The sequence below is a fragment of the Nostoc sp. genome (assembly GCF_036917235.1).
GTDB lineage: Bacteria > Cyanobacteriota > Cyanobacteriia > Cyanobacteriales > Nostocaceae > Nostoc.
Map to the genome: position 1 here is coordinate 134,235 of NZ_JBALDU010000021.1, position 22,656 is coordinate 156,890.

At 41.8% G+C, this 22,656-nt stretch carries 15 protein-coding genes and 3 pseudogenes; 8 read left to right on the plus strand and 10 right to left on the minus strand.

Annotation, left to right across the window (positions count from 1 at the left end; all coding sequences use genetic code 11):
- Positions 1-202: 202 nt before the first annotated feature.
- Positions 203-1,438, plus strand: coding sequence for a DUF4336 domain-containing protein (locus V7K44_RS06805; RefSeq protein ID WP_442940665.1), 1,236 nt, complete (start codon positions 203-205; stop codon positions 1,436-1,438).
- Between the two features lie 94 nt (positions 1,439-1,532).
- On the opposite strand, the pseudogene V7K44_RS06810 reads toward V7K44_RS06805, so the two are convergent.
- From V7K44_RS06810 to zwf, 4 genes and pseudogenes are all read right to left on the minus strand, one after another.
- A pseudogene (locus V7K44_RS06810) lies at positions 1,533-1,703 on the minus strand (MvdC/MvdD family ATP grasp protein); the annotation flags it as partial.
- A gap of 371 nt (positions 1,704-2,074) precedes the next feature.
- A complete protein-coding gene (locus tag V7K44_RS06815) occupies positions 2,075-2,326 on the minus strand; it encodes a microviridin/marinostatin family tricyclic proteinase inhibitor (RefSeq protein ID WP_334929860.1) in 252 nt (83 codons plus the stop codon).
- Positions 2,327-2,606: 280 nt separating this feature from the next.
- Positions 2,607-4,097, minus strand: a complete 1,491-nt coding sequence (locus V7K44_RS06820; protein WP_334929862.1) for a glutamine synthetase family protein — start codon at positions 4,095-4,097, stop codon at positions 2,607-2,609.
- 379 nt (positions 4,098-4,476) lie between these two features.
- Positions 4,477-5,856 carry a glucose-6-phosphate dehydrogenase gene (gene zwf, locus V7K44_RS06825; RefSeq protein WP_334929864.1) on the minus strand — a complete coding sequence of 460 codons (1,380 nt, stop codon included), beginning with the start codon at positions 5,854-5,856 and terminating at the stop codon, positions 4,477-4,479.
- 119 nt (positions 5,857-5,975) lie between these two features.
- On the opposite strand from zwf, the pseudogene V7K44_RS06830 reads away from it, so the two are divergent.
- Positions 5,976-6,188: pseudogene (locus tag V7K44_RS06830) on the plus strand (class II aldolase/adducin family protein); the annotation flags it as partial.
- Here V7K44_RS06830 and V7K44_RS06835 read toward each other — a convergent pair.
- Together V7K44_RS06835 and V7K44_RS06840 are read right to left on the minus strand one after the other, a co-directional pair.
- Positions 6,141-7,370 (minus strand): glutathione S-transferase family protein, encoded by a 1,230-nt coding sequence (locus tag V7K44_RS06835; RefSeq protein ID WP_334929866.1) that lies wholly within the window; start codon positions 7,368-7,370, stop codon positions 6,141-6,143. The pseudogene V7K44_RS06830 and the gene V7K44_RS06835 sit on opposite strands and share 48 nt — an antisense overlap.
- Before the next feature lie 377 nt (positions 7,371-7,747).
- Positions 7,748-8,152 (minus strand): DUF4112 domain-containing protein, encoded by a 405-nt coding sequence (locus V7K44_RS06840; RefSeq protein WP_334929868.1) that lies wholly within the window; start codon positions 8,150-8,152, stop codon positions 7,748-7,750.
- Positions 8,153-8,396: 244 nt separating this feature from the next.
- Between V7K44_RS06840 and V7K44_RS06845 the strand changes: the two are divergent.
- A pseudogene (locus V7K44_RS06845) lies at positions 8,397-8,570 on the plus strand (helix-turn-helix domain-containing protein); the annotation flags it as partial.
- A gap of 187 nt (positions 8,571-8,757) precedes the next feature.
- Here the strand turns inward: V7K44_RS06845 and V7K44_RS06850 are convergent.
- The 3 genes from V7K44_RS06850 to V7K44_RS06860 are packed head-to-tail and all read right to left on the minus strand — an operon-like array spanning position 8,758 to position 14,453.
- On the minus strand, positions 8,758-11,433 hold the full coding sequence (locus V7K44_RS06850; protein WP_334929870.1) for an NHLP bacteriocin export ABC transporter permease/ATPase subunit: 2,676 nt from the start codon (positions 11,431-11,433) through the stop codon (positions 8,758-8,760).
- Entirely contained in the window at positions 11,426-13,702 is a 2,277-nt protein-coding gene (locus V7K44_RS06855) for a CHASE2 domain-containing protein (RefSeq protein ID WP_334929872.1), read from the minus strand. The genes V7K44_RS06850 and V7K44_RS06855 overlap by 8 nt, the downstream gene beginning before the upstream one ends.
- Before the next feature lie 7 nt (positions 13,703-13,709).
- Complete coding sequence (locus V7K44_RS06860) at positions 13,710-14,453, minus strand: DUF928 domain-containing protein (RefSeq protein WP_334929874.1); 744 nt, start codon at positions 14,451-14,453, stop codon at positions 13,710-13,712.
- Between the two features lie 550 nt (positions 14,454-15,003).
- Between V7K44_RS06860 and V7K44_RS06865 the strand changes: the two genes are divergently transcribed.
- The 3 genes from V7K44_RS06865 (at position 15,004) to V7K44_RS06875 (ending at position 19,871) form a co-directional block, all read left to right on the plus strand.
- The gene (locus V7K44_RS06865) at positions 15,004-16,044 is read left to right on the plus strand and encodes a cyclic nucleotide-binding domain-containing protein (RefSeq protein WP_334929876.1); all 1,041 of its coding nucleotides are present in this window, start codon (positions 15,004-15,006) and stop codon (positions 16,042-16,044) included.
- Between the two features lie 102 nt (positions 16,045-16,146).
- On the plus strand, positions 16,147-17,589 hold the full coding sequence (locus tag V7K44_RS06870) for an NHLP bacteriocin system secretion protein (protein WP_334929878.1): 1,443 nt from the start codon (positions 16,147-16,149) through the stop codon (positions 17,587-17,589).
- Positions 17,590-17,741: 152 nt separating this feature from the next.
- Positions 17,742-19,871, plus strand: coding sequence for an NHLP family bacteriocin export ABC transporter peptidase/permease/ATPase subunit (locus V7K44_RS06875; RefSeq protein WP_442940667.1), 2,130 nt, complete (start codon positions 17,742-17,744; stop codon positions 19,869-19,871).
- On the opposite strand, the gene V7K44_RS06880 is transcribed toward V7K44_RS06875, so the two are convergent.
- Positions 19,851-20,858, minus strand: coding sequence for a cupin-like domain-containing protein (locus tag V7K44_RS06880; protein WP_334929880.1), 1,008 nt, complete (start codon positions 20,856-20,858; stop codon positions 19,851-19,853). The genes V7K44_RS06875 and V7K44_RS06880 overlap by 21 nt on opposite strands.
- Positions 20,859-20,962: 104 nt before the next feature.
- Here V7K44_RS06880 and V7K44_RS06885 point away from each other — a divergent pair, with 104 nt between their 5' ends.
- Together V7K44_RS06885 and V7K44_RS06890 are read left to right on the plus strand one after the other, a co-directional pair.
- Positions 20,963-21,805, plus strand: a complete 843-nt coding sequence (locus tag V7K44_RS06885; protein WP_334929882.1) for a thiopeptide-type bacteriocin biosynthesis protein — start codon at positions 20,963-20,965, stop codon at positions 21,803-21,805.
- Positions 21,806-22,111: 306 nt separating this feature from the next.
- Positions 22,112-22,474 carry a hypothetical protein gene (locus V7K44_RS06890; RefSeq protein ID WP_334929884.1) on the plus strand — a complete coding sequence of 121 codons (363 nt, stop codon included), beginning with the start codon at positions 22,112-22,114 and terminating at the stop codon, positions 22,472-22,474.
- The last annotated feature ends 182 nt before the right edge of the window (positions 22,475-22,656 follow it).

Consider the following 22,656-nt stretch of genomic DNA (forward strand, 5'->3'; position numbering starts at 1 on the left):
TCTAATATCCTTACAAAATCAAAAATCATTGCAGCGCGTCCCTTTAGGTGAGAGACTTTCGTTAAAAAGAATCAATTACCGACAAGTGTTCTGTTGTGTGGGGATTCTAGCCAGTTGCCCTCGCCTGACAAGCGTGCTATACCAATCTTGTAGCCACTACAGCACTCTCATAACTGGCCCACGCCAGGACAATGGAACGACGATGAATTCACTTGGATCTCAGTCGAGGGTTGAACTACAAGATCGAGGGATGTCTCCTTTGAACAACCCCAAGGATTGGTCATGGCCATTCTGGGCTGCTGTCCCACTTTACCCCTACGGCACACGGCGGACACTTCGTCAGGAAATAGTTAAGGATACTATCTGGACATTCGATCAGCTTCACGGCATTCTCTACACCATCGTGCCGATTCGCATGACTATCGTCAAACTCGCTGCTGGAGGACTTCTGGTCTATGCACCTGTTGCTCCAACAACTGAGTGTGTCCGCTTGGTTAATGAGTTGGTAGCAAAGCACGGTGAAGTTAAGTACATATTACTGCCAACCAGTTCTGGTTTGGAGCATAAAGTCTTCGTTGGCCCTTTTGCTCGTCGCTTTCCTCAAGCACAAGTCTTTGTTGCCCCGCACCAGTGGAGTTTCCCGTTCAACCTGCCGCTTAGTTGGCTAGGCTTTCCCCAAAAACGAACTCAAGAACTCCCAGAAGACTCAAGCCTTGCTCCCTTCGCTCTGGAGTTTGACTATGCAATATTGGACATCAACTTGGGACGAGGATCTTTTGCAGAAGTTGCATTGTTTCACAAGCGATCGCGCACTCTGCTTGTAACTGATTCTATCCTTTCCGTGCCAGTTGACCCACCAGAAATCCTCCAATTAGATCCTTATCCCTTACTGTTTCATGCCAGGGACAATGCCTGGGAGACTATCGAGGACAATGAAGACAACCGCCGCAAGGGATGGCAACGCATTTCACTATTTGCACTTTACTTCCGTCCAAGTGCCTTAGAAGTTGCTTTAATCGGACAGATGTTTCGTGATGCTCTCAAAGCACCACAGCGATCGCTAAAAACGTACTTTGGTTTATTTCCTTTTCGCTGGCAAGAAACCTGGAAGCACGCATTCGATGCTCTACGAGGTCAGGGACGACCATTTGTCGCACCGATTTTGCAAATCCTCATTCTTCCTCAAGCTCCAAAACAAGTCCTCAAATGGGCTGATACAGTTGCAAGTTGGGATTTTCAGCAGATTATTCCCTGTCATTTTGACTCACTAATTAAAGCAAATCCGCGTCAATTCCGGCAAGCATTTGCTTTTCTGGAAAAAAATCTTTGTTCTAGCGAAAGCCAGCTTTTATTGGAGGAAGACTTAAAATTCATAAAGGAACTAGAAGCGGATCTAGTTAAACGCGGTATCGCAACGCCAGCTAAAGAGAAGTTGTAATCAACTAGCTGAATTATTTAAAACCTCAGCGATCGCCTGGGAAATCGGTAAGCCAGGACAGCGTTCCAGCCAGAAGAACTCACCAACTGGGTTAACTACCAGAGTTACTTAAATTAGCCTGGAGTTGGAGTGCGATCGGAAACTTATCAGTATCAAGACGAAATGGCTGTGCGCCTAGTTTTGATACTGCTTCTGCAACTCTATCTATTGTAAAGTAATCACCACTATGGGTGATTAATAAAACTACATCACGATTGAGGTGCATAAAATATTTTTATTAGTTTTTGCATTTTCAGTATTGTCAACTCTTGAGAAAGCAAAATATTAAAAAATTGACATCCTCACCGACCTAAAGGCGCGGTGATTCTGGAGTAATGAGTAATGAGTAATAAGTAATGAGTAAATACCCATTTTTCATCCACTCATTACTCCTTACTCATTACTTTAAAGCATTGCGTGAAGCACGGGGCTTCAGACCCAATTCTTTGGTGAAATTAATTTTAATGGGAAGCCAACCCCTAAATGAAGTTGGCACTAAATGTATTTTTATTCTGACAATAGTTCTAAAACCGCATCTCTGGTGTAGTCAAAAGTATGCAGCTATGAAGGTCAAGACGGCGAACTGTCATCACCATCTCAAGGATACTTCTGAGTAACAGCGTAGTCATCATACAGCGGATTGGTTCCTGTAGTGCCATCTTCTTGATCGGATGGAAACTTCAGAGTTTGGACAAGTTCATCATTATTCTTGTTTGTGGCATTATTGCATCCACCGATAATCGCTTTTGATTGTTCATCAGAAAGGTCTTCAAGGCTTTGCTCTTCCAAGAATCGAGCAAAGAATGGTACTGCTTGTGAATTCAACTTTTCTGGTTTTTTTTCAGACACAATCTTCCTCCTATAACAAGTGAATCTAAATTTATACTGTACCTGTATGATATGACATAATACTTACCAATATCTTTGCCAAAATAAGAGTTTATACATCAACTCACCCTCGGAAAGTGGCAAAGATATTGACTTACCAAAACAAGTATTAATTCATCCTTTATAAATATTTACTTTTGCGGGATTATGCTTGTATAAAGTTAAAAATATAATAATTTTTCTTAAGCAAGTATGTACGGGGCGATCTTTAAAAGCGCGATATTTCCAAGAATTATTCACTTCAAAATAATTCAAAATATTCTCTTTGCTCCCAGTTAGTCACCTGTTTTAAATAGTCTTCTGGTGGCTGATCGGCGACGGACTGCAAAAAGCGATTGATTTCACTCTGTTTCATCTTAATGATGAAGTTGATGAACTGCTGCCCCATTTTTTGAGCAAAAAGTTCGCTTTGGCTCAAATATGAAATCGCCTCTGGCAAACTTTTGGGTAAGGTGGGACTTTCTGTAGCGTAAGGTGACTCTGTTGGGGAGCCAGGGTCAAGTTTACGATCTACACCATCTAGCCCAGAAATCAATTGCGATGCCATATACAAATAAGGATTGGCTGCTGGTTCTCCAACTCGGTTTTCAATGTGGGTGGTGGGGTCATCATAACCGCCTTGTAATCTAATCATTGCCCCTCGATTTTCCAATCCCCATCCGGCACGGTCAGGAGCTAGAGAATAAGGCCTAAATCTTTTGTAGCCGTTAATTGTTGGGGTTGTGAACACAGAAGCAGGATTGGCGTGTTTAAGAAGACCACCAACGAAATGTTTACCTAAATCTGACATTAGGGTTTTAGAAGTTGCAGACATGAAAGCGTTCTCGCCTGTGCTTCGGTTTACCAGGGATTGGTGCAAATGCCAGCCATTGGAAGAAGAACCTTGTAATCCTGGACGACACATAAATGATGCGATGTAACCTTGTTGACGGCAGATTTGCTTGGTCGCCATTCGGAATATCATCATTGTATCCGCAGCTTGCAACGCCGGAATCGGGTCAAAGGTAAATTCAAATTGACCGGCACCTCCTTCGTTTTCTACACTCCTTAAAGGCAATCCCATTTCAACTAAGTTTTCTGCCAGAATACGCAGCAAATCGTGAATCTCTGGATTGTGCGATTCTAAAAGATATTGGAAGCTATGCTCTACAGCGCTAACTTTGGCAGGTTCACCAGGTTTTCCAGAAGTACCAACATTAGCGATCGCTAACATCGGATCTTCCAACTTTGCCAGATACCACTCAACTTCTAAGCCGACAATATGCTCCAATCCTCTTTGATGTAACTCTACCAATGATTGGCGCAAAATACCGCGACTGGAAAAGGGCATCGCCTGACCATTTTGAAAGTACTCGTCACAGAGAATAAAGCCAGTACGTTTTGCCCAAGGCACAATTTTGAAGGTATTAGGGTCAGGAACAGCCACAAGATTTGGCGCACCTGTCATCAAAGGCATATCTAAACTACCGCCAGGAACAAACGGGTTAAATACTATTGCACCACCAGTATCAAACAGGAATGTCCCTGTGCTGATTTGCATACCGTTTTCTAAGGCACTGAAAAATGTCTGAGGTAAGAGCGATTTACTGCGAACAATCCCATGCTGGTCTGACCAAGCGGTACGAATTAATAATAGATCCCGCTCTTTGACAACAGCCTCGATCTTTTCAGATGCTTGTTTTTGGATTTCTGTCCACAGGTGATGACGCTCAATAAATCCAGGTCTTTTCATTTGGATTGCCTAATCATGTTCAACTGCTTGTGCGGTTAGTTTGAAATTAGCTTTCTTCAGGCGCTTCCATTCTTAGCGATAACCGCGAATTGCTAACTCATATCATGTCCGCTTGATTGCTTATTAAACCCGAAGAACCCCACCCCGCCAAAGCTACGCTTTGTCTCCCCTCTCGAAGAGCGGGGAGGGGTTGGGGTGGGGAGTAATGACTGTGGTTAGCATAACTAATTATGCGGACATGATATCATCTGTCACAGTCCCGGCGATCGTACCATCAACATCTACATGATGGCGATCGCTAATGCCAAACCCGCACATAATAGGAATCTCGTGAACGTATCCTGTGTTGGTTTCTGTATCAGTGATTGTGTAGTTGATACTACTCTCTAGCTAAGGGATTGTACCACTGATCCTTTGGCAAGAGCAGTCGATCTGACTCAGGTGGCCCCCATGTATTTGGTTCATACTCATAAACAGGTGTGACGTTATCGAGAATTGGCTGGACAATCCGCCATTCCTCTTCTACAGTATCTTCCCGTACAAACAAGGTGGGATCGCCCCGCATAGCATCAGCTAACAGGCGTTCATAGGGTTCCATCTCGTCGCCACCTCCATAAAAGGCCAGGAGTTCAACCCCAGAGCCGATCATATCTTCTCCAGGAATTTTAGTGCGAGCGCCCAATCCCACAATTACCTCTGGATCTAGTAAAAAACGAACATAATTAGCGTTTTCTTTTGCTCCCTCTTGGAACACATCTAAAGGTGGACACTTGAACTTGACCATCACCTCAGTACTTTTAACAGGCAATTTCTTCCCAGCCCGGATGTAGATGGGAACTCCTGACCACCGCCATGTATTAATAAATAACCGCACGGCAACAAAAGTTTCTACTTGGGAGTCAGGTGAAACACCTTCTTCGTTGCGGTAATCAGAAAATTGACCGCGAATAATATCATCGGGTTGCACTGAAGGTATAGCTTTGAGAATACGCTCTTTTTCATCCCGAATGGAATCGGTAGCAGTACTGGCGGGAGCATCCATGCACACTGAAGCCAATACTTGCAGCATATGGTTTTCCACCACATCTCGAATTGCACCAGTCTCCTCATAGAAGCGCCCCCTTCCTTGAATGCCAAAGTCCTCAGCCATCACAATCTGGATGCTTTCAACATAGTTGCGATTCCAGATGGGTTCGAGAAAAGAGTTGGCAAACCGAAAATAGAGTAAATTCAGCAGTGGTTCTTTGCCCAGGTAATGGTCGATGCGATAGATGGCTGATTCGGGAAAAACTGATGCCAGAATTTGATTTAACTCGCGTGCTGATTTCAAATCCCGTCCAAATGGTTTTTCAATTACCACCCGCGCATTTTTAGCACACCCTGATTCGCCCAATCCTGACACTACTTGTGCAAACAAGCTCGGTGGAATTGCCAAATAGTACAAGGGATGAGTGGCATCACCAAGGGCTTGACGTAATTTTTCGTAAGTTTCTGGTTTGTTGTAGTCACCAGCAACGTATTGGAGTAGTCCAGAAAGTTTCTCAAATGCGGCTTCATCTATACCACCATGATGTTCTAGGCTATCACGTGCCCTTTCTCTAAGTTGCTCCGTCGTCCAAGGTCGTCCGGCAACCCCAATCACTGGGACATTGAGATTGCCCCGTCGTCCCATTGCCTGAAGGCTGGGGAAGATTTTCTTGTAGGCCAAGTCACCTGTTGCCCCAAAAAATACCAGTGCGTCTGAATCAGGAGTTCCCATGACTAACCTCTTTAGGAATTAGCTTTTTTATGATACCCGCTAAACTGATAGCGTATGGCTGACAAAAGTTTGTTGGTCTGGAATGATTTTTTCCAAATCCGCGATTATTTAGCAAAATCATGGAGTTAAACTCAACATTACCAGATCCTCGTTTGCAACTAATTGCCACTGCTCGGTATTTTTACCAACAAGCTTGGATGATAGGAACTGCCGGCAACCTCTCGGCTCAATTAGCTGATGGTAGTTTTTGGACTACAGCTAGTGGTAAATCTAAGGGTGAGTTATTACTCAACGATTTTGTTCTGATTGCTCCAGATGGCAAAATTAGACGGGTCTTGATCTCGTCGATGCTTAGTGGGAATGGGGGCTGGCTGCCCATCACCTGCAAGGGCTGCGGTTTTTTCCAGGGATTCTCTCAATCGCTTTGCTGCGTAGATAGACATATCTCGTGGTACATTAATGCGATCGCGCAAATATCGGAGAGCGACATCAGATCCCGATGGAGGTACACAGTCTTCCCCTGTCATCATGTGTGTTAAAGCACAACGTAGCGCTCGATCGAACAATTTATCATCTAAGGGGTTGACTCGGATAATATTGATCCGGTGCTTGATAGTTCGTTTAAGAGCTTCCATGCGGGAGTTTTCGGGTTCTGGATAAGTAACATCTGGTAGCCCGAACCAGGGGCCGTTATCCACCCGCGCTTTATTGAGAAGCATCTGGGTTTCGCCGTTTTCCCAACAGCCTCCCATCTGGGGCGGCAAATCATGTGCGTGGGTGTGAAAGTCGCTTTGGGTACCGCAGTAGGTCGGTCGGCTTTCCATTGCCGCAAACCATGCGCTCAAACGAGGGTTTTCCTCCCGCAGTGAGTAGCCCTTGTAGTAGTAAAGGCTCGCATTCATCCGTTCGAGATATGGCGTAAAAATGACATCGACGATGCCGAAACTATCTAGAAAGTAAGGGCTTGGGGTGCTACCCAGAGCCAACTCTACCCTAGCCACCACTGTGATAAATTGTTCTCGGTTGCGTTGTTCTTGTTGAGAGGAATCGGTTCTAGAGCATAGCCAAGCGCACCAAGCTCTAAATAAAAGTCGTTCTAATTGACGTAAAGGAAGCACCGTGCGGTCTTCCATCCCTTGGTTCAATGGAGCAAATACCTTTTCCAAAGCGATCAAAATATCATCGCTTTCCTTAATAATCCGTCCATCTAGCTCGATCGCGGGGAGCATTCCTGATGGTACCTTACGTTTGTACCAACTTTCTTTCTCCCCATAGCAGAACATTGTCACTTTTTCGATGCGGTAGGGGATCTGTTTTTCCTCTAGCCATAACCAAACTTTTTGACAGTAAGGACACCAAGCGTGGTTATCGCGGTACAGCGTTACCCGCACATCAGATTCCGCCTGACCAAACAAGCGCAACCTGGCTCTAGCATTGGTGAGACCATTAACGGTATCTATTTGATAGTCCGTGAGGGTTTCTAGTTCTTCCCAGCTTAAGGGTGCGGTAGTCATAGAGGGAGTTGCGTAGGGCAATACTTAGGGCAATTCTATACTCTACAATATTTTCAATTACACCAAGGCTGAATTTAACCGATAGGTTCGCCCATCAATTATTTCCATTTCTCTTTTAAGAAAAAGTTGAAGTGACGATACCGCGTTCAAAGGTTTTGGCAATTTGGCATAACTTGTTTCTGAATTGCCGTTTAAATGAGATATCAACAGAACAGACGCAAATCGCCAGTTGTTGACCCAACGCTGTAGAAGAACTCAGCAGCCCACCCACAGCGCTCGGTCATCGCTTCTCTACAACTGGCTAGTAATGTACTAGAAAATACATACTGAATGTACAATGGCAATGCCTATGGCCATAAAGTACGCTCTTTTCCTACTTAAATTTGGCTGAATTTTTGAGAGTAAAGTTCATCAGACACTTTTTTTAGTTCTGGTTCAACTACTGTCAAATGTTGCTCCAAAATTGCCAAATTCCGAATGTTGGACTTATAGAACGCATCAAACAAATCACCCACTAAAGGCACAGTACCAACAACTGTTTCCAAACCTACATTAAAAATCATTTTGGCTAAGTCTTGACGCGGGATGCCAAACCGAGTAGCTAAAAATATTATGTAAGCTGAAAACGCTGTACTGATTAAATCACCAGCACCTGGAACTAGACCAATGATTGGGTCTATGCCAATGCGAAAACCTGTCAAAGGAATACGTATTGATGTATCCATCAGACGGCTGAGTTTGCGGATGCGATTTAGAGTAGCAAGGCGTTTGGCAGCGTCCATAATTGACCATATTTACACTACTTTTAAATTGCACCATTTTTAGTTCTTTGTCTTGTACCGTTAGAAATAACAAGTATGAATAAAAATCCTGAATACTACCTAAAAAAGCATTATAACTAATTAGCCAGACATGATATAGGACTAATACAGGAATCATATTTGATTTTTGAAAAAAACTAAGAGATAATACTTAGAGAGTTTACAAGTATAACGAAGAACAATAATAAGTCAGCACTTACAATATGCGATCGCTGAACTAGAGGAATTTATAGTTCAAAACCCAAATACCCGTGAGGTGAGAAAAGGATTAGCAGTAAAGCTGGTTTATCAAGGTTACTTATATGAGGAAATCCAGAGAATTCTTGGTGTTTCACTCGGTTCAATAACAGGTTGGAAACAAATCTATAAGGAAAATGGAAAATTAGAAATTTCTTAGATTGCTGGGATTCAATCAATTAATTAGTGAAATGAATCAATTTAAACCCTATTATACTTCAGGGAGTTTTACCAATAACCTGTGTAAAATCATCGTTCCAGCTAAAATGCTCTGACCAAAGCTGCTGACGAAGATGAAGTTTTTCGTCTTCTTTGCCCTCCCTGAACGCTTACGCCATTTGTCGTGCCATCAGATTAGCAAATAAGCCCTTTTGATTCACTAATTCTTCAAACTTACCTTGCTGAACAACTCGACCAGCTTCAATCACATAAATTCGGTCGGCGTTGCGAATAGTGCTGAGGCGATGGGCGATAATTATGCGTGTTACTCCTAACTGGTCTAAGCTGGTACTAACTATCGCTTGAGTACGATTATCTAAAGCACTGGTAGCTTCATCAAAAATTATAATTCTCGGTTTTAAGACTAAAGCACGAGCAATTAGCAGCCTTTGACGTTGCCCACCAGAGAGATTTGTACCCCCCTCCGAAATGACTGTGTGCATCTCCATTGGCATTGATTTAATATCATCGGCAAACCCAGCCATACGTACTGCTTCCCAGGCTTCTTCCATTGTCACCAATGCGCCACTAGAAATATTTTCAAAAATTGAGGCGCTATTGATGCGACCATTTTGCAGTACTACACCAATCTGTCTACGCACGGACGATATATCTAACCCTGATAAGTCCTGACCATCATAGTAAATTGTGCCATCTTTTGGCGTTTCAAATCCCAATAACAGCCTAATAATCGTTGATTTGCCGCTACCAGAAGGCCCTACCAAAGCAATCAACTCTCCTGGTTCTGCCTGAATTGTCAGATCGTCTAAATTCAGGGGGCCATCTTCGCGGTAGCGGAAAGTCACATGATCGACTTTTACTTTACCCGTTAACCGTCCTGGATCGCTTTTGCTCAAGTCGATTTCTGGTTGAGCCTGAAAGATGGGCTTGGCACGTTCCCAGAAAATGCTGATATCTAATATGCTGACTATGGTGTTACTCAGCTGAGTTGCCCCAGCGATAAATATGGCAAAGGCAGCATTAAATGCTAAAAATGTACCTGTAGATAATCCTATTCCGCTTTCAGATGGGGCTTGGGCGATTAATGTAACTGCTAGCCAAAAGATAATTATTGAGCTGACAGTTGGCATCGCAGTGTTAAATATCGCTAAAACATCTTCAATTACCTCTGTACTCAGCTTGAGTTGTAGCTGCTGACTATACTTTTTTGCCCAGTAGGCAAAAGCGCGGTCTTCTGCATTGGTGACTCGAAGTTTGGATACGCCAGCAACCATCTGTACAGTAAAACCAAAAATTTCTCCCTCTATTTCTTCTAAAGAACGCAACTTTTGGCGGCTAAGTAAACCTGAGATCGTAGTAAAGGCGATCGCTATCAACGCTACTGCTACTACAACTAAAGCTAGACTGGAACTGTAGATAAACAATAGTCCCAGATTTAGTAGAGAAAAAAAGCTGGTAAAAACAGTGCGTAGCACTGTGTCGTTAAGTTTCTGGCGGATTTGAGTGATTGCAGAAACACGAGATTGCAAATCCCCAATTGAATATTCACGAAAGAAAGATACCCGCAGATTAAACAATCTATCCCATAAGGCTGCTTGGGAGTCTAAACTAGCTTTACTTTCTAATCTCAGACCGGCAAAACCTTGGGCGATTTGAAAAATTATCGTCCCAAAGCTGGCGGCTATCAAACCCAAGCCGATTTGGACTAATAACCCTCTATCTGCATCGGGAATGACGGAATCGATGAGGATAGCAGTTGCTAAGGGGGTTAACATTCCCAACAATGCACCCACAACGCCAGTGAGGAAGATAACAATGAGTTCTCGAATTTTCCCCTTAAAGGCAAATAGAAGTAAGGCGATCGCACTTAAATTGTTTTCGGGTATGGGACGATAAAATACATAGGCAAAGGGAGCTAGTTGTTGAGCAGTACGATTGTTTACAGGTATGCGAACGTGCTTCTCTGGGTCAAAGATTTCGTACTTTCCTGACCCTGCTGGTAGCAGTGCAACAGGAAAATTATCTTGATTAGTATATGCTAATAAAGGACCGCTATCTTTTTGCCACCATCGGTCATTGAGCAATACCCGTCGGATGCGAATTCGGGATGCACGGGCGATCGCTTCTAATGGTTCTTTAATCCGCTTCATGTCTTCAGAACGCACAGGTGGCAGGATCTTAATTCCTAATGCCCTTCCAACTGCACCTGCGGCAATCAGCAACGGTGTACCTGACTGCATCAGTTCGGCTTGCTTAGGTTTGAGGACTGAGGCTAACTCTCCTAAAGCATTAACTTTTACCTGAGAGTTAAGTTGTTGCCGTGCTTGGAATTGAGTCCATTTTGCTGCCAAATCTTCCTGTTCTGTTTGAGTCAGAATTTCGCAAAAATCGCTGTGTAGTTTGCTCAGAGTAACTTGGATCTCGTTCCAGTTAGTAAGTTTTTCAGTGTTAGAAAAAACTGGCACAATAGAAGATTGATCGCCTACACAACTTTGAATATTTTTCTCCCAAGTCTGCACTAACTTAATAAAACTTTCTGCCTCGTCTTTTTCCTGACTTATCCATTGTTCGCATTCTTGTGCAGGTATTTGTAACAACACAGTATCTTCTATCGATACCGCCAAAAGTTTATGATTATCAGCAGATATCCCAAACAATGCTTCTCCCGCATTGACACTGAATAGATAACGGCGAGTCCCCTCAATACCTTCGTCAATCAGAATAGCAAAAATAGCGATCGCACCGGATTCAATTTGCCAAACTGTTAGGGGATTATCTAATACTAGGGATTGATTATCTGTGAGCAGTAACTTGGAATTACTCATCTGGAGTTAGAGGTGCAATGGTTCTTTGGCGGAGGCGTAGGGCATTAAATTGCCCTTCCACTTCAAGGGGAATGTTAGTAAAACGAATATAAAAACTATCTGGTTCTGCCGTTTTTTCTAAGACTTTAGCATAGATATCTTCACTAATTTTGGCATTACCCTGCATCAATAAGTTCAATTTCAGATTAGTAAAGGGCTGTAAAACCAGATAATTTACTCTAGAGTCATAACATACTTGCGCTCCCTTAGCTGAAAGCTTTACTAACTTTCCCTCAATCACAATGTCATTTACATCTTTTCCATCTAAAACTGTATATTTTAAGGGAATTGCTTCTGGCAGTTCCCAGAATACTTTATCTTCGTCTTCAGCAAGATATAAATTGTATTTTCCAGTAATTCCACCTACTTCATAAATTTTTATGGGTTGCTTCACCCCTTTTGCTTGTACTTCTTTGTGTCCAATAATTTTGACAATGGAACTAGTCTCATTAATCGTTGATTGCGAAGCAAAAATTTGTCCGCCGACTGTATACGATTCAATCCGATAGGTTAAATTAACTTGATCGCCGATAATTCCATATTTAGTCCGTTTTTCCGAACCAATATTACCGACAACTACTTCTGCTGTATTAATACCAATCCCCATTTCCAGCTTTGGAAATCCCATTTGCTGGAGTTTTTTGTTCACTGGTTCCATTGCTAGTTGCATTTCCACAGCACAAGCAATCGCTCTTGTAGAATCATCTTTTCTAGTGATGGGAGCGCCAAACAAAACTAAAATTCCATCACCCATAAATTCATCAATTGTGCCTTGATACTGAGTAATTACATCTGCCATATATCCTAAATAAAGGTTAATTATTTTAATTACTTCTTCAGCAGATAATCTCTCAGAAATAGCTGTAAAACCTCTTAAATCAGAAGTAAGAATAGTAATCTTTTTACGTTCACCACCAAGTTTTAAACCTTCTGCGTTTTCTAATAAATTAGCGACGACTTCATCGGTGAGATAACGACCAAAGGTTTTACGAATTGCTCCCGCAGTCCTGGCAATATAGGCAGTAACAGCAATTGCCGAACCAATTAATGTCAGTAATGGTGGGACAACAGGAATCCACCAACCTGCTATAAACGCTAGATAACTACTACCCACAACACAGCATCCAGCTAGCAAAATACTAATCAAAGGTAATAATGATTTTATTTTATAACTGCCGCTATATCTTTGTTGCCATATTAATATTGCACCAATCACTGACCAAACAAAAATCCACAACCATTCCTCTAATTTAGCCCATGTTCTGATTAACGGGCGGTCATCTAAAGTAGCACTTAAAATTTGACTGAGGGCATTAGCGTGAATAGTTACACCAGCCATTCGTTTAGGTGCTGTTAATATAGTACTGCTGTATGGTGTATAGAATAGGTCTTTGAGACTTTCGGCTGTGGGGCCAATCAACACAATGCGCCCTTTTACTAAGTCCTTGGGTATCCGCTTATCTAACACATCCATAATAGATATGTGTTGAAATTTTTCTTTAGAACTACGATAATTTATTAGTACTTGATAACCTTGGTCTTCAGCCCGAATATAACCACCATCATTACCTTGAAATAATGGGTAAACAACATTACCTGTTTTTACCAAATAATCTTTTGTTTGTCCGACATCAATTTGGCGATCGCTCAAATAAAGATAGGCAAGTTTAAAAGCAAAACTAAACACATTTTCGCCATTTTTATCTGCCAAATACATCAAACTGCGGCGAATTTTTCCATCCCCATCTAAGGGGAAATCATTTGCACCCACTCGATCGAGTTTTTTCAGCGCTGGTGGTGGTGCTACCGCCGAGCTATCTTCACTCTGGGCTACTTTTTGTACGCCAACTAAATTTGGTGTAGACTCAAACACCTTAACTAACGATTGATGTCCAAAACCTACTGGTAAATCTCGATATAAATCCAAACCAATAGCACTGGGTTTTTGTTGTTTTAAATTCTCTAAAACTTGTGTCAGCAAACCGTCAGGTAAAGGCCAATAACCGCGCTTACCAAGTTTTTGCACATCAGATTCATTAATTTCTACAATGACAATTCGCGTATCAACAGGTTCTGGAGAACGTAACAAAAACATTTGATCCAGCGCTGCCAATTCCAACATTTGCAATAACCCACTCAAGCGCAGGATAAACACTAATGCTGCCGCACTGGGAGCAGCAATGAAGATACCGCGATATTGCCAAAGTTGTTGCTTGATATGACTCCACATAAATTATTTAGTCTTGGGATTCAAGATATCTACTTAAAGGTTTGGAAACTAAATCTTTTAACCCCACTGACTCCAATAATTCTTGCCAATTAGCTATGACTGTGCGTTCGCTCGGATCGCTAAGACGTTGCTGTACTAATGTATGTAGCACTTCATACCAAATTCCAGATGCGGCATACACTTGGGAAAGTTGCTTAGGATTTGTTCTCGCTAGCTGCTTTGATAAATCAGTAGTAGGTTCGATTCGTTCTACCCAACCATCGACAGTGATTCCCTCTCCTACTTCCTCTGAACTGGAAGCGATTGAGAGATACCAGTGATATTTCTTACCTACTTTCAGACTTGGCGCTTTTGACGGGAGAGTAAAACCAATAATTCCTAATTGTTTAGGAAGTTTAAAAGTCGTCTCGTAAACTATATCGTCACCATCTAAAAGTGAAAAGCGAGCAGTTTCTACTGGTATCTGCGGTATAAACCAGTAAAATGTTGGACGTTCTGCAAGAGTTAAACCTGATTTATTTAGAGGCATTAAGGCAGTTAAAGTTTCTTTACCCTCTAAATAGTAAGAAGCGCCACGAGTTGCCCCACCAGAAGTAGTCTGTGGTGCATTTCGATTTGGTGGGATAAACTTCTGACTAATTTGCCAACTCTGGAATCTTGGGAATTTAAGTGCTACTGGTGATTCAGCTATCACGATTTTGGGCAAACTAGAGATTACCAATACTGTCATAGATATAGGAACTGCTGTCATGTTTATAAATTTTTGTATCCAACTCATATTAAGTCCTATTAATTTTCAAGTATCTAACAAAGATAAATATTTGTGATAGCACAAAGACGTGATATTTAGTTAAACTACCAATGATAAAATCTCTATTAACTTTTGTCTAAAAGTTTTGTTAAAGATTTTGCCAAAAAGAACGAACTAAGTATAACTTAGCACATTATTGTCTTAAATGAAGCGAAACAAGCTTCGCGCTCCTCTGCCCTCAACTCTGCGCCGCTACCCTATGGGAAGTCCTTTGCGTACCGTCTCGTAGAGAAGCGCCTATGGGTTTTTTCAATTTCAAACCTTAAATTGACTACGAATTTACGAACTTGTGTACTTAGTATAAGCAAGAAGTTAGTTGTCTGGTAATTCTAGCTTCTCATGCAATTCCATCCCTTTTCTAAAAAACCTTGTTTTTACTGACTTTTTACTACTTCTTTCACCTAGGTTTAAAACTTCCATAAAACTAACAATAAGCTGTGTTTTACTGCAACAAATGATTTAGTTCCACTCCTAATCAAGTTTAAATCCTATGCTTAGACAAATGCTGGTTAATACTCCTAATTTCGGTGACTTTAGGGAAACTGATATCGATTGGATGCTCAGTGTAGGCACATTTAGAGAGTATCGTCCTAATCAAGTTCTTATTCAAGAAGGTAAAGAAATTATTGATACAGTAGAAATTTTGTTAGAGGGAGCATTAAGCATTTGTGTCTCTCCCACAGGCGATATCAAAGATGTACAAGAAATCGATCGCGTATCGCCAGGGGAAATTGTAGAAACTTTATCTTTTATAGATAATCGTCCTTCATCTACTACTTTTATAGCTCTGGAATCCTCACGGGTATTAGCACTGCCGAGAGAATCATTACTCAATAAACTTGAGCAAGATACAGAATTTGCCGCGCATTTTTATCAAATAATGGCTATTTTGCTGTCACAGCAGTTGCGGGGACTCACTGATTTTCTTGCCAAGAACAAAGTAGTTCCAGGAGAATCACTGCGAAAAGTTTTGTTTGTGTTTGCTATTTTGAACGATAGCGATATTGATTGGATGATTTCCCAAGGAGTAAGAACTAAAGTTAATCCAGGTAAAGTAATAATTGAAGAAGGGAAACCTGTTGAAGCATTATATATATTGTTAGATGGAAAGTTAGGGATTTTTGTTTCCACCCCACAGAATCAAGTTGCCGAAAAAGAAATTGCCCAATCCGTCAAAGGCGAAATTTTAGGGGAAATGTCCTTTGTAGAAGCAACAACTGCCTCTGCCACAGTCAAGGCGATAGAATCTTCTATATTACTAGCTTTACCACAACAGAAACTAGCTAAACAATTAAAGCAAAATACAGGATTCACAGCCCGTTTTTATCGAGCGATCGCTGTAGTTTTAGTAGATCGGATTCGCGATCGCCTCTTCCGCCGTGGATTTGGGAAATTGGCTTATCAACTAGACCAACTCTTAGCAGAAGATATCGAAGTTGAAGATGAACTCAACTTCGATACATTAGACAACACCGCCCTAGCAGGTGCTAGATTTGACTGGATGATTAAACGTCTAAATCGGGAATCTTAAAGAAGACAGGAGAAGAGGACGCAAAGAGGAGACGCACTGAAAGAACTTTCTGTACGCCCCAATCCCCAGTCCCCAATCCCCAATCCCCAATCCCTAATCCGAATGGCTGAAGAGCAAGATAGTATATTTCGCAAAGAATCACTGGAGCGTTTATCTTCTCCAGAAAGATTGGATCAGTTAATGCAGGTAGTCAATCCCGTAGATTGGCTACCTTTGGCGACGCTGGGTACTTTTGTCTTATTGGGGTTAATTTGGAGTATTTTTGGACGTATTCCCGTCACAGTCACGGGAAAGGGAATACTTATTCAACCCAATCAAGTTGTCACTTTTGAGTCGCCAATCTCAGGACAGTTAAAAAATCTGAATGTGAAAACAGGACAATGTATAGATCGAGGATATGTCATAGCAACGATCGATCCGACGGATCTCAAACAGCAATTGCAACTGCAACGCTCAAAACTGGGGCAATTACAAACACAAGAACAAAATTCATCCCTGCTTCAGCGACAACGTACCGCTAAAGAAAAAGAGGCGATCGCTTCTTCTAAAGCTAGTTATATTCAACGTTTGCGGGATACTCAAACTCTCACGCCTGCGTTTTATGAAAAAGGTTTAAATGCCATTAGCGAACAGCGCCTTAGTTTGCAGCAACGGCTCAATGATGCTGTAACTGTCGTACCTATACTGAAAGATAGATTGGAAAAGCGCCAGCAACTCGTAGATGCGGGAGCCATTGCCAAAGATACATACTTACAAGCAGAGCAAGAATATAAACAGGCAACGCAAACCGTCTCTGATATCAAAGTGCAGCTCAAGCAATTAGATGTACAAGAAACAGAAGCCCAGCAGAGATACTTACAAAATTTGAGTTCTGTAGGCGAACTGCAAGCGCAGTTAAAAGACTTAGAGACTAAGAGCCAACGTATCGATCAAGAAAATGTAGAAACTCTGAATACCAAAATTAATCAGATTCAAGAAGTTAATCGAGCGATCGCTCAACTAGAAAAACAAATATTAGAAAATAGCCAAATCATTAGTCCTAGTAGCGGTTGTGTATTAGAAGTGACTGCTTTTGTGGGGCAAGTTACTAGTCCGAAAACTCCGCTTGTCACCTTAAACGTCGGTGACAAAAAGACTTCACTAATCGCCCTCTCCTACTTTCATGTCCAAGATGGTAAACAAATTCAACCAGGAATGATCGTGCAAATCACGCCCACTTCCGTCAAAAGAGAACGCTTTGGCGGTATTGTCGGCAAAGTTACCTCTGTTTCCCCCTTACCTGTGACTAAAGAAGGTGCAAAGTCTGTGATTGGCAACGCCGATTTAGTCACAAACATCTTGTCAACTGGCGGTGGAGACATAGAAGTGCGAACAGAAATGGAACTAGCTCCATCCAACTTTAGCGGTTATCGCTGGTCTTCTTCCCAAGGGCCAAAATTAAACATTTCTGCCGGTACAACTACCAGCGTTCGGGTTAAAGTATCAGAGCAAGCACCAATTACTTATGTCTTGCCTATTCTCAGAGAATTTACTGGCATTAACTAAAGTTTTAGGGGAATGCTCTTGTGCAATTGATTCAGCAGTTAATATCCTTAATTCAAAACCTTAATCCCTTACGCCAAAAAGCCCCATTATTAGATTTAGAAACGGCAGCAAGTCACATTAATTCTCGCGTCAAAACTCCCACTTTATTGCAAATGGAAGCAGTGGAATGTGGAGCCGCAGCTTTCGGGATTATTTTAGCCTACCATCGTAAAATTGTGCCTTTAGCAGAATTGCGGCAAAATTGCGGTGTTTCTCGTGATGGCAGCAAAGCCTCTAACATGATTAAAGCTGCGAGAAACTATGGAATGCAAGCCAAGGGTTTTAAAAAGCAATTGGTGCAATTACAACAACTTCCTCCGCCATACATTGTATTTTGGAATTTTAATCATTTTCTAGTAGTAGAGGGATTTAAAAAAGATTGGGTTTATCTCAATGACCCAGCTACCGGGCCGAGGCGAGTCTCCTTAAAAGAATTTGATGAAGCCTATACAGGGGTTGTTCTAGTAATGGAACCAGGCCCAGAATTCCAACGTGGGGGTCGCAAACCGAGCTTAATCGGCGCACTCTTTGACCGGTTGCGGGGTTCTTGGGGAGCCATTCTCTATTGTTTCCTAGCAGGATTTTTTCTAGTCATTCCAGGGCTAATTTTACCAGTCTTTAATCAAGTTTTTGTTGATAACATTTTGGTAGAAAATCGCACAGACTGGTTGCGTCCATTGCTTTTGGGAATGACAATCACAGTCATTATTCAGGTGTTACTGACATTACTACAAAGACGTTTTCTGAGAAAACTAAATATTAAATTATCGGTGGAAATGTCCGGGCAATTCATCCACCATATTCTTCGCTTGCCAGTGGCGTTTTATGCCCAAAGATTTGCCGGAGAAATTAGCAGTCGAATCAATATCAATACTAAAGTTGCCGAAGTGCTATCGGGACAATTAGCCAGAACTGTAATTGATACTGTCATGGTGGTATTTTATGCCTTAGTCATGTTTGCTTATGATGGAGTGCTGACTGCGATCGGTATCTGTTTTGCTGCGATTAATATTTTAACTTTGCAGTGGATTTCCCGACAGCGCACAGATATTTATATGCGAATCATCCAAGACCGGGGCAAAGTTGCAGGGACAGAAATTGCTGCCCTTCAGAGTATGGAAACTCTCAAAGCATCAGCGTTGGAATCTGATTTTTTCTCCCGTTGGTCAGGCTACTATACAAAATTTATTAACGGTCAGCAAGAGTTAGGTATTACTAATCAAGTACTAGGCGTTTTACCTGTTTTCTTAACTAGTTTAAGCTCCTTAGCAGTTTTAGTTATTGGTGGTCTACGAGTCATGGATGGGCATCTCAGCATTGGGATGTTGATTGCTTTCCAAAGTTTAATGACTAGCTTTTTGACTCCAGTCAACTCTCTAGTCAATTTCGGCAGTACCTTACAGGAACTAGAAGGAGACTTAAATCGCCTGGATGATGTGTTGCAAAACTCAACCGATGCAGAATTGGATAATCATAATTTACATACCTCACAATATGCTTCAGCCTGCAAACTTAAGGGATATGTCGAATTAAAAAATGTCACATTTGGCTACTCACGGACAGATGGGCCTCTAATTCAAGACCTGAGTTTTCAACTGAAACCAGGGCAGAGAGTAGCTCTAGTTGGTAGTAGTGGTTCTGGTAAATCAACAGTTGCCAAATTGGTAGCGGGGCTGTATCAACCTTGGTCGGGAGAAATTCTCTTTGATGGTATCCCCAGAGAGCAAATTACTAGGGCGATACTTTCTAATTCCTTGGGAATGGTAGAACAGGAAATTTTTCTGTTTGCTGGCAGTGTTCGAGATAATTTGACTTTGTGGGATGATACAGTGTCTAATTCTCAATTAGTCCGAGCTTGTAAAGATGCTGTTATTCATGAAGTGATTTTAGCTTTACCTGGAGGGTATGAAGGTAACTTACTTGAGGGTGCTGCTAATTTCAGTGGTGGACAGCGCCAGCGTTTAGAAATTGCGCGTGCATTAGTCAACGATCCGACAATTCTGATCATGGACGAAGCAACCAGTGCTTTAGATGCTGATACGGAAAAAATTATTGACAGAAATCTGCGCTATCGAGGCTGTTCTTGCATTATTGTGGCTCACCGTCTCAGTACCATCCGCGACTGTGATGAAATTATTGTTCTAGAAAAAGGTAAAGTAGTGCAACGCGGTACTCACAAAGAAATGTTGCAGCTTGATGGTTCCTATGCACGGTTGATTAAATCAGAACAGGCAAGTGTTTAGCATGGCTTCACGTCTTCTCAACTCTCGAATATTCTTGATCGGCTCAAGACCAAGATATTGCCCCCGAATTCTTAGGGAAAGGTAGTTTAAAGTGTCTCTGCGATCGCTTTCACTCCCCGACCATGAATCGCTTACAGCTTCTAGTTTATTTAACCATTCTAGATGATGCGATCGCGCTTCTGTCTCATCTTGCAGCAACAGCGATAGGGACTGAACATCAACCGAGGGGGCTGGAAAAAGTTTAGCCAATCGCTGATTATAAGCGTTGCGTCCCAAACGATAAGCAATTGACATAGCTGGTTCCAAGTACTCGATGTAGTGCCAGATCATCATCGGCATGAAAATAGTTTCACCAGGATAAAGTACCCCATCATAAGCGTTGGTATATCGGAGAAAATCCGTTTTCTCGGCTTCTAACATATTTTCCAGGAAGATGCCACTGGTACGGCAGAGATTAGGCTGAGCGATCGCATCTAGCTTTTGAGTTTCACGCGGGTGAATCAATACAAATCGCTTTGTGCCAAAAACTTGAAACAACAAAACATTACGTTGATCGGCATCATAGTGCAAATGAGCATAATTATTGCTGGCAGCGACAAACATATTGGAGTATAGATCGCTTTCATCATTTAAATGTTGATATAAATTCAGAGGCAATAACTGAAGTAACTTTTGGGGCGTAGGATACTCAACACAGATATCAAGAGTTGTGGGTTGTGCTTCTAGAAAATCAAGATATTCACCTAAATTCATCATGCGGGGAACATCAGCTGATGTCGAATTTAGCAGATCCGCGATGTAATTTGGACATATTTGAACTGGGATGTCAGTCAGCCCTGTTTTTACCTTTTCAAGGGTATCCATCGGGCGCAGTGGTGAATTTTCAAAGAGATTGGTAATAATCGCTGGACGCTGGGGCAGAATATACTCTCGGTAAAAGACATCTGCTGGAGGTGCTTCGATACGGTCGATGTTGTCGAGAACCACGTTTTTTGATTGCTAACATCCCGTAATGCTGCTTTAAGTGAGCTTCTATTGTCAACCTTTCTTTTCTTGATTTAACATCAGTGAACTGTGGTAAAAAACATTTCATGACCGACGAATTAACTTCAACTACACAATGTAGTAGTCAGGACTGGGAAAACGCGGATTGGGTGCAACTTAATGTGGGACTCGTCAGGGATGAGGGTAATGCACTATCGAGTGCCCGTGCCCTTTTTGCCCGACTCGAACCGTTAGTTACTCACTGGCGGAGTAACGATTTGTTGCGCTGTTTCTTCTTTATGAGAAAACCCCCAGATGTCCGGGCGCGCTTTTTTATCACAGTGGATCGGCAACAAGCGATCGCTGATATCTCCGATCTCATGTATGCACTTCGGCGTGAGAATTTGATTAATTTATTTTTCTTTAGTGACTACGAGCCTGAAACTGACCGATTTGGGGGGCTGGAAGCCATGAAGTTGGTTCATCAGCACTTTGACGCAGACACTTCATTGTGGCTCATGCTTGACTATCTCGATCGACATAACCTTGGTGTTGTCTCCAAAGACTTACTTGTGGCAACTGTGTTGCACGATCTATTTACCCGTACTCTGTCAGATCGGGCATCTATTCTCGCAACCTGGCACAGTTTAGCAGCTTTGATTTCCACACCTCCTGAAGCCACAATTCCAACAGTTGAACTACTTTCTCTCGAAACTTCGTATGAGTCTCCAGAAGCAGAGATATTGCAAAAATATGCCACAGCTAACGACATACTTGCAAAAGAATTACTTAATCTCCAGCATCTTGGTCAATTGACTCAGGATCTAGTTGACATATTGGCCGCAATTGCGATGTTCAATTTTCACCGCCACGGGTTTGATTCGCATCGTTCAGGAAGGCTAATTGAAGCGATAATCCGAACCCTTGAAGGAAAGAATGCAGAAGGTTAAAGATTTTTAGACGACGATTATGGAACATTATTCAAGCAGCACTAAATTGTCAATTTTAATATTAATTTTTGTATAACTTTATACAAAAACAATGTGATATTAGTTACAAAATTTCACCAAAACGATCTGGACACTAGAGCATTTTTCAAGCAATTATTGTATTGAACAATACTAAAATTTGGGTGATTGTTCTGTTCTTTTGCCTAGCGATTGGGGAACAATACTGTTGAAGTTAATCACCTGGTTTCAGATTTAGTTATCTATTCAAGGTAAAGGCTAAGTATCTTATCTTAAGGAGAGTTCAAAATGTCTCAGCAAAGTTTTGTCGAATACTATGAAAGTTTTTTAGCTCAACCAACCAATTCGCCGCTACGTGAAGCGTTGGATGCTACTGAAGCAGGTGAGTTTGCAAGAATTGCTGTTGAACAAGGCCAGACAAACGGTTTTGATTTTAACGCTGATGATGTGAAAGCCGTGATGGTTTCTGCTGAAAGAAAGGTTCTAGGTTTGTCAACTGCTTCTCCATCTGTGAATATCCGGTCTATTAATAGCGTTAACGGTATTAAAGCAAGACCAGCTAACCGAGAATTGTCAGAAGATGAGTTAGAAAGTGTAGCTGGTGGAATGGCTTCATCCACAGTTAAAGAGACAGTTATGTGTTGCTGGTAGCCTTGATTTAAGGCTTGCGGTATCTGTGAAGGGAAGGCGTTGCTAAATTGCAACGCCAATTTTTTACTGTAATGATTTTGATATCGCAATTTTCAAAGGCGTAACTATAATGTAATGTGTTGTGTGCTTAATACAACACATTAAAAAATATTTATATGCGCTCAAGCGGGAGTATTTATTGT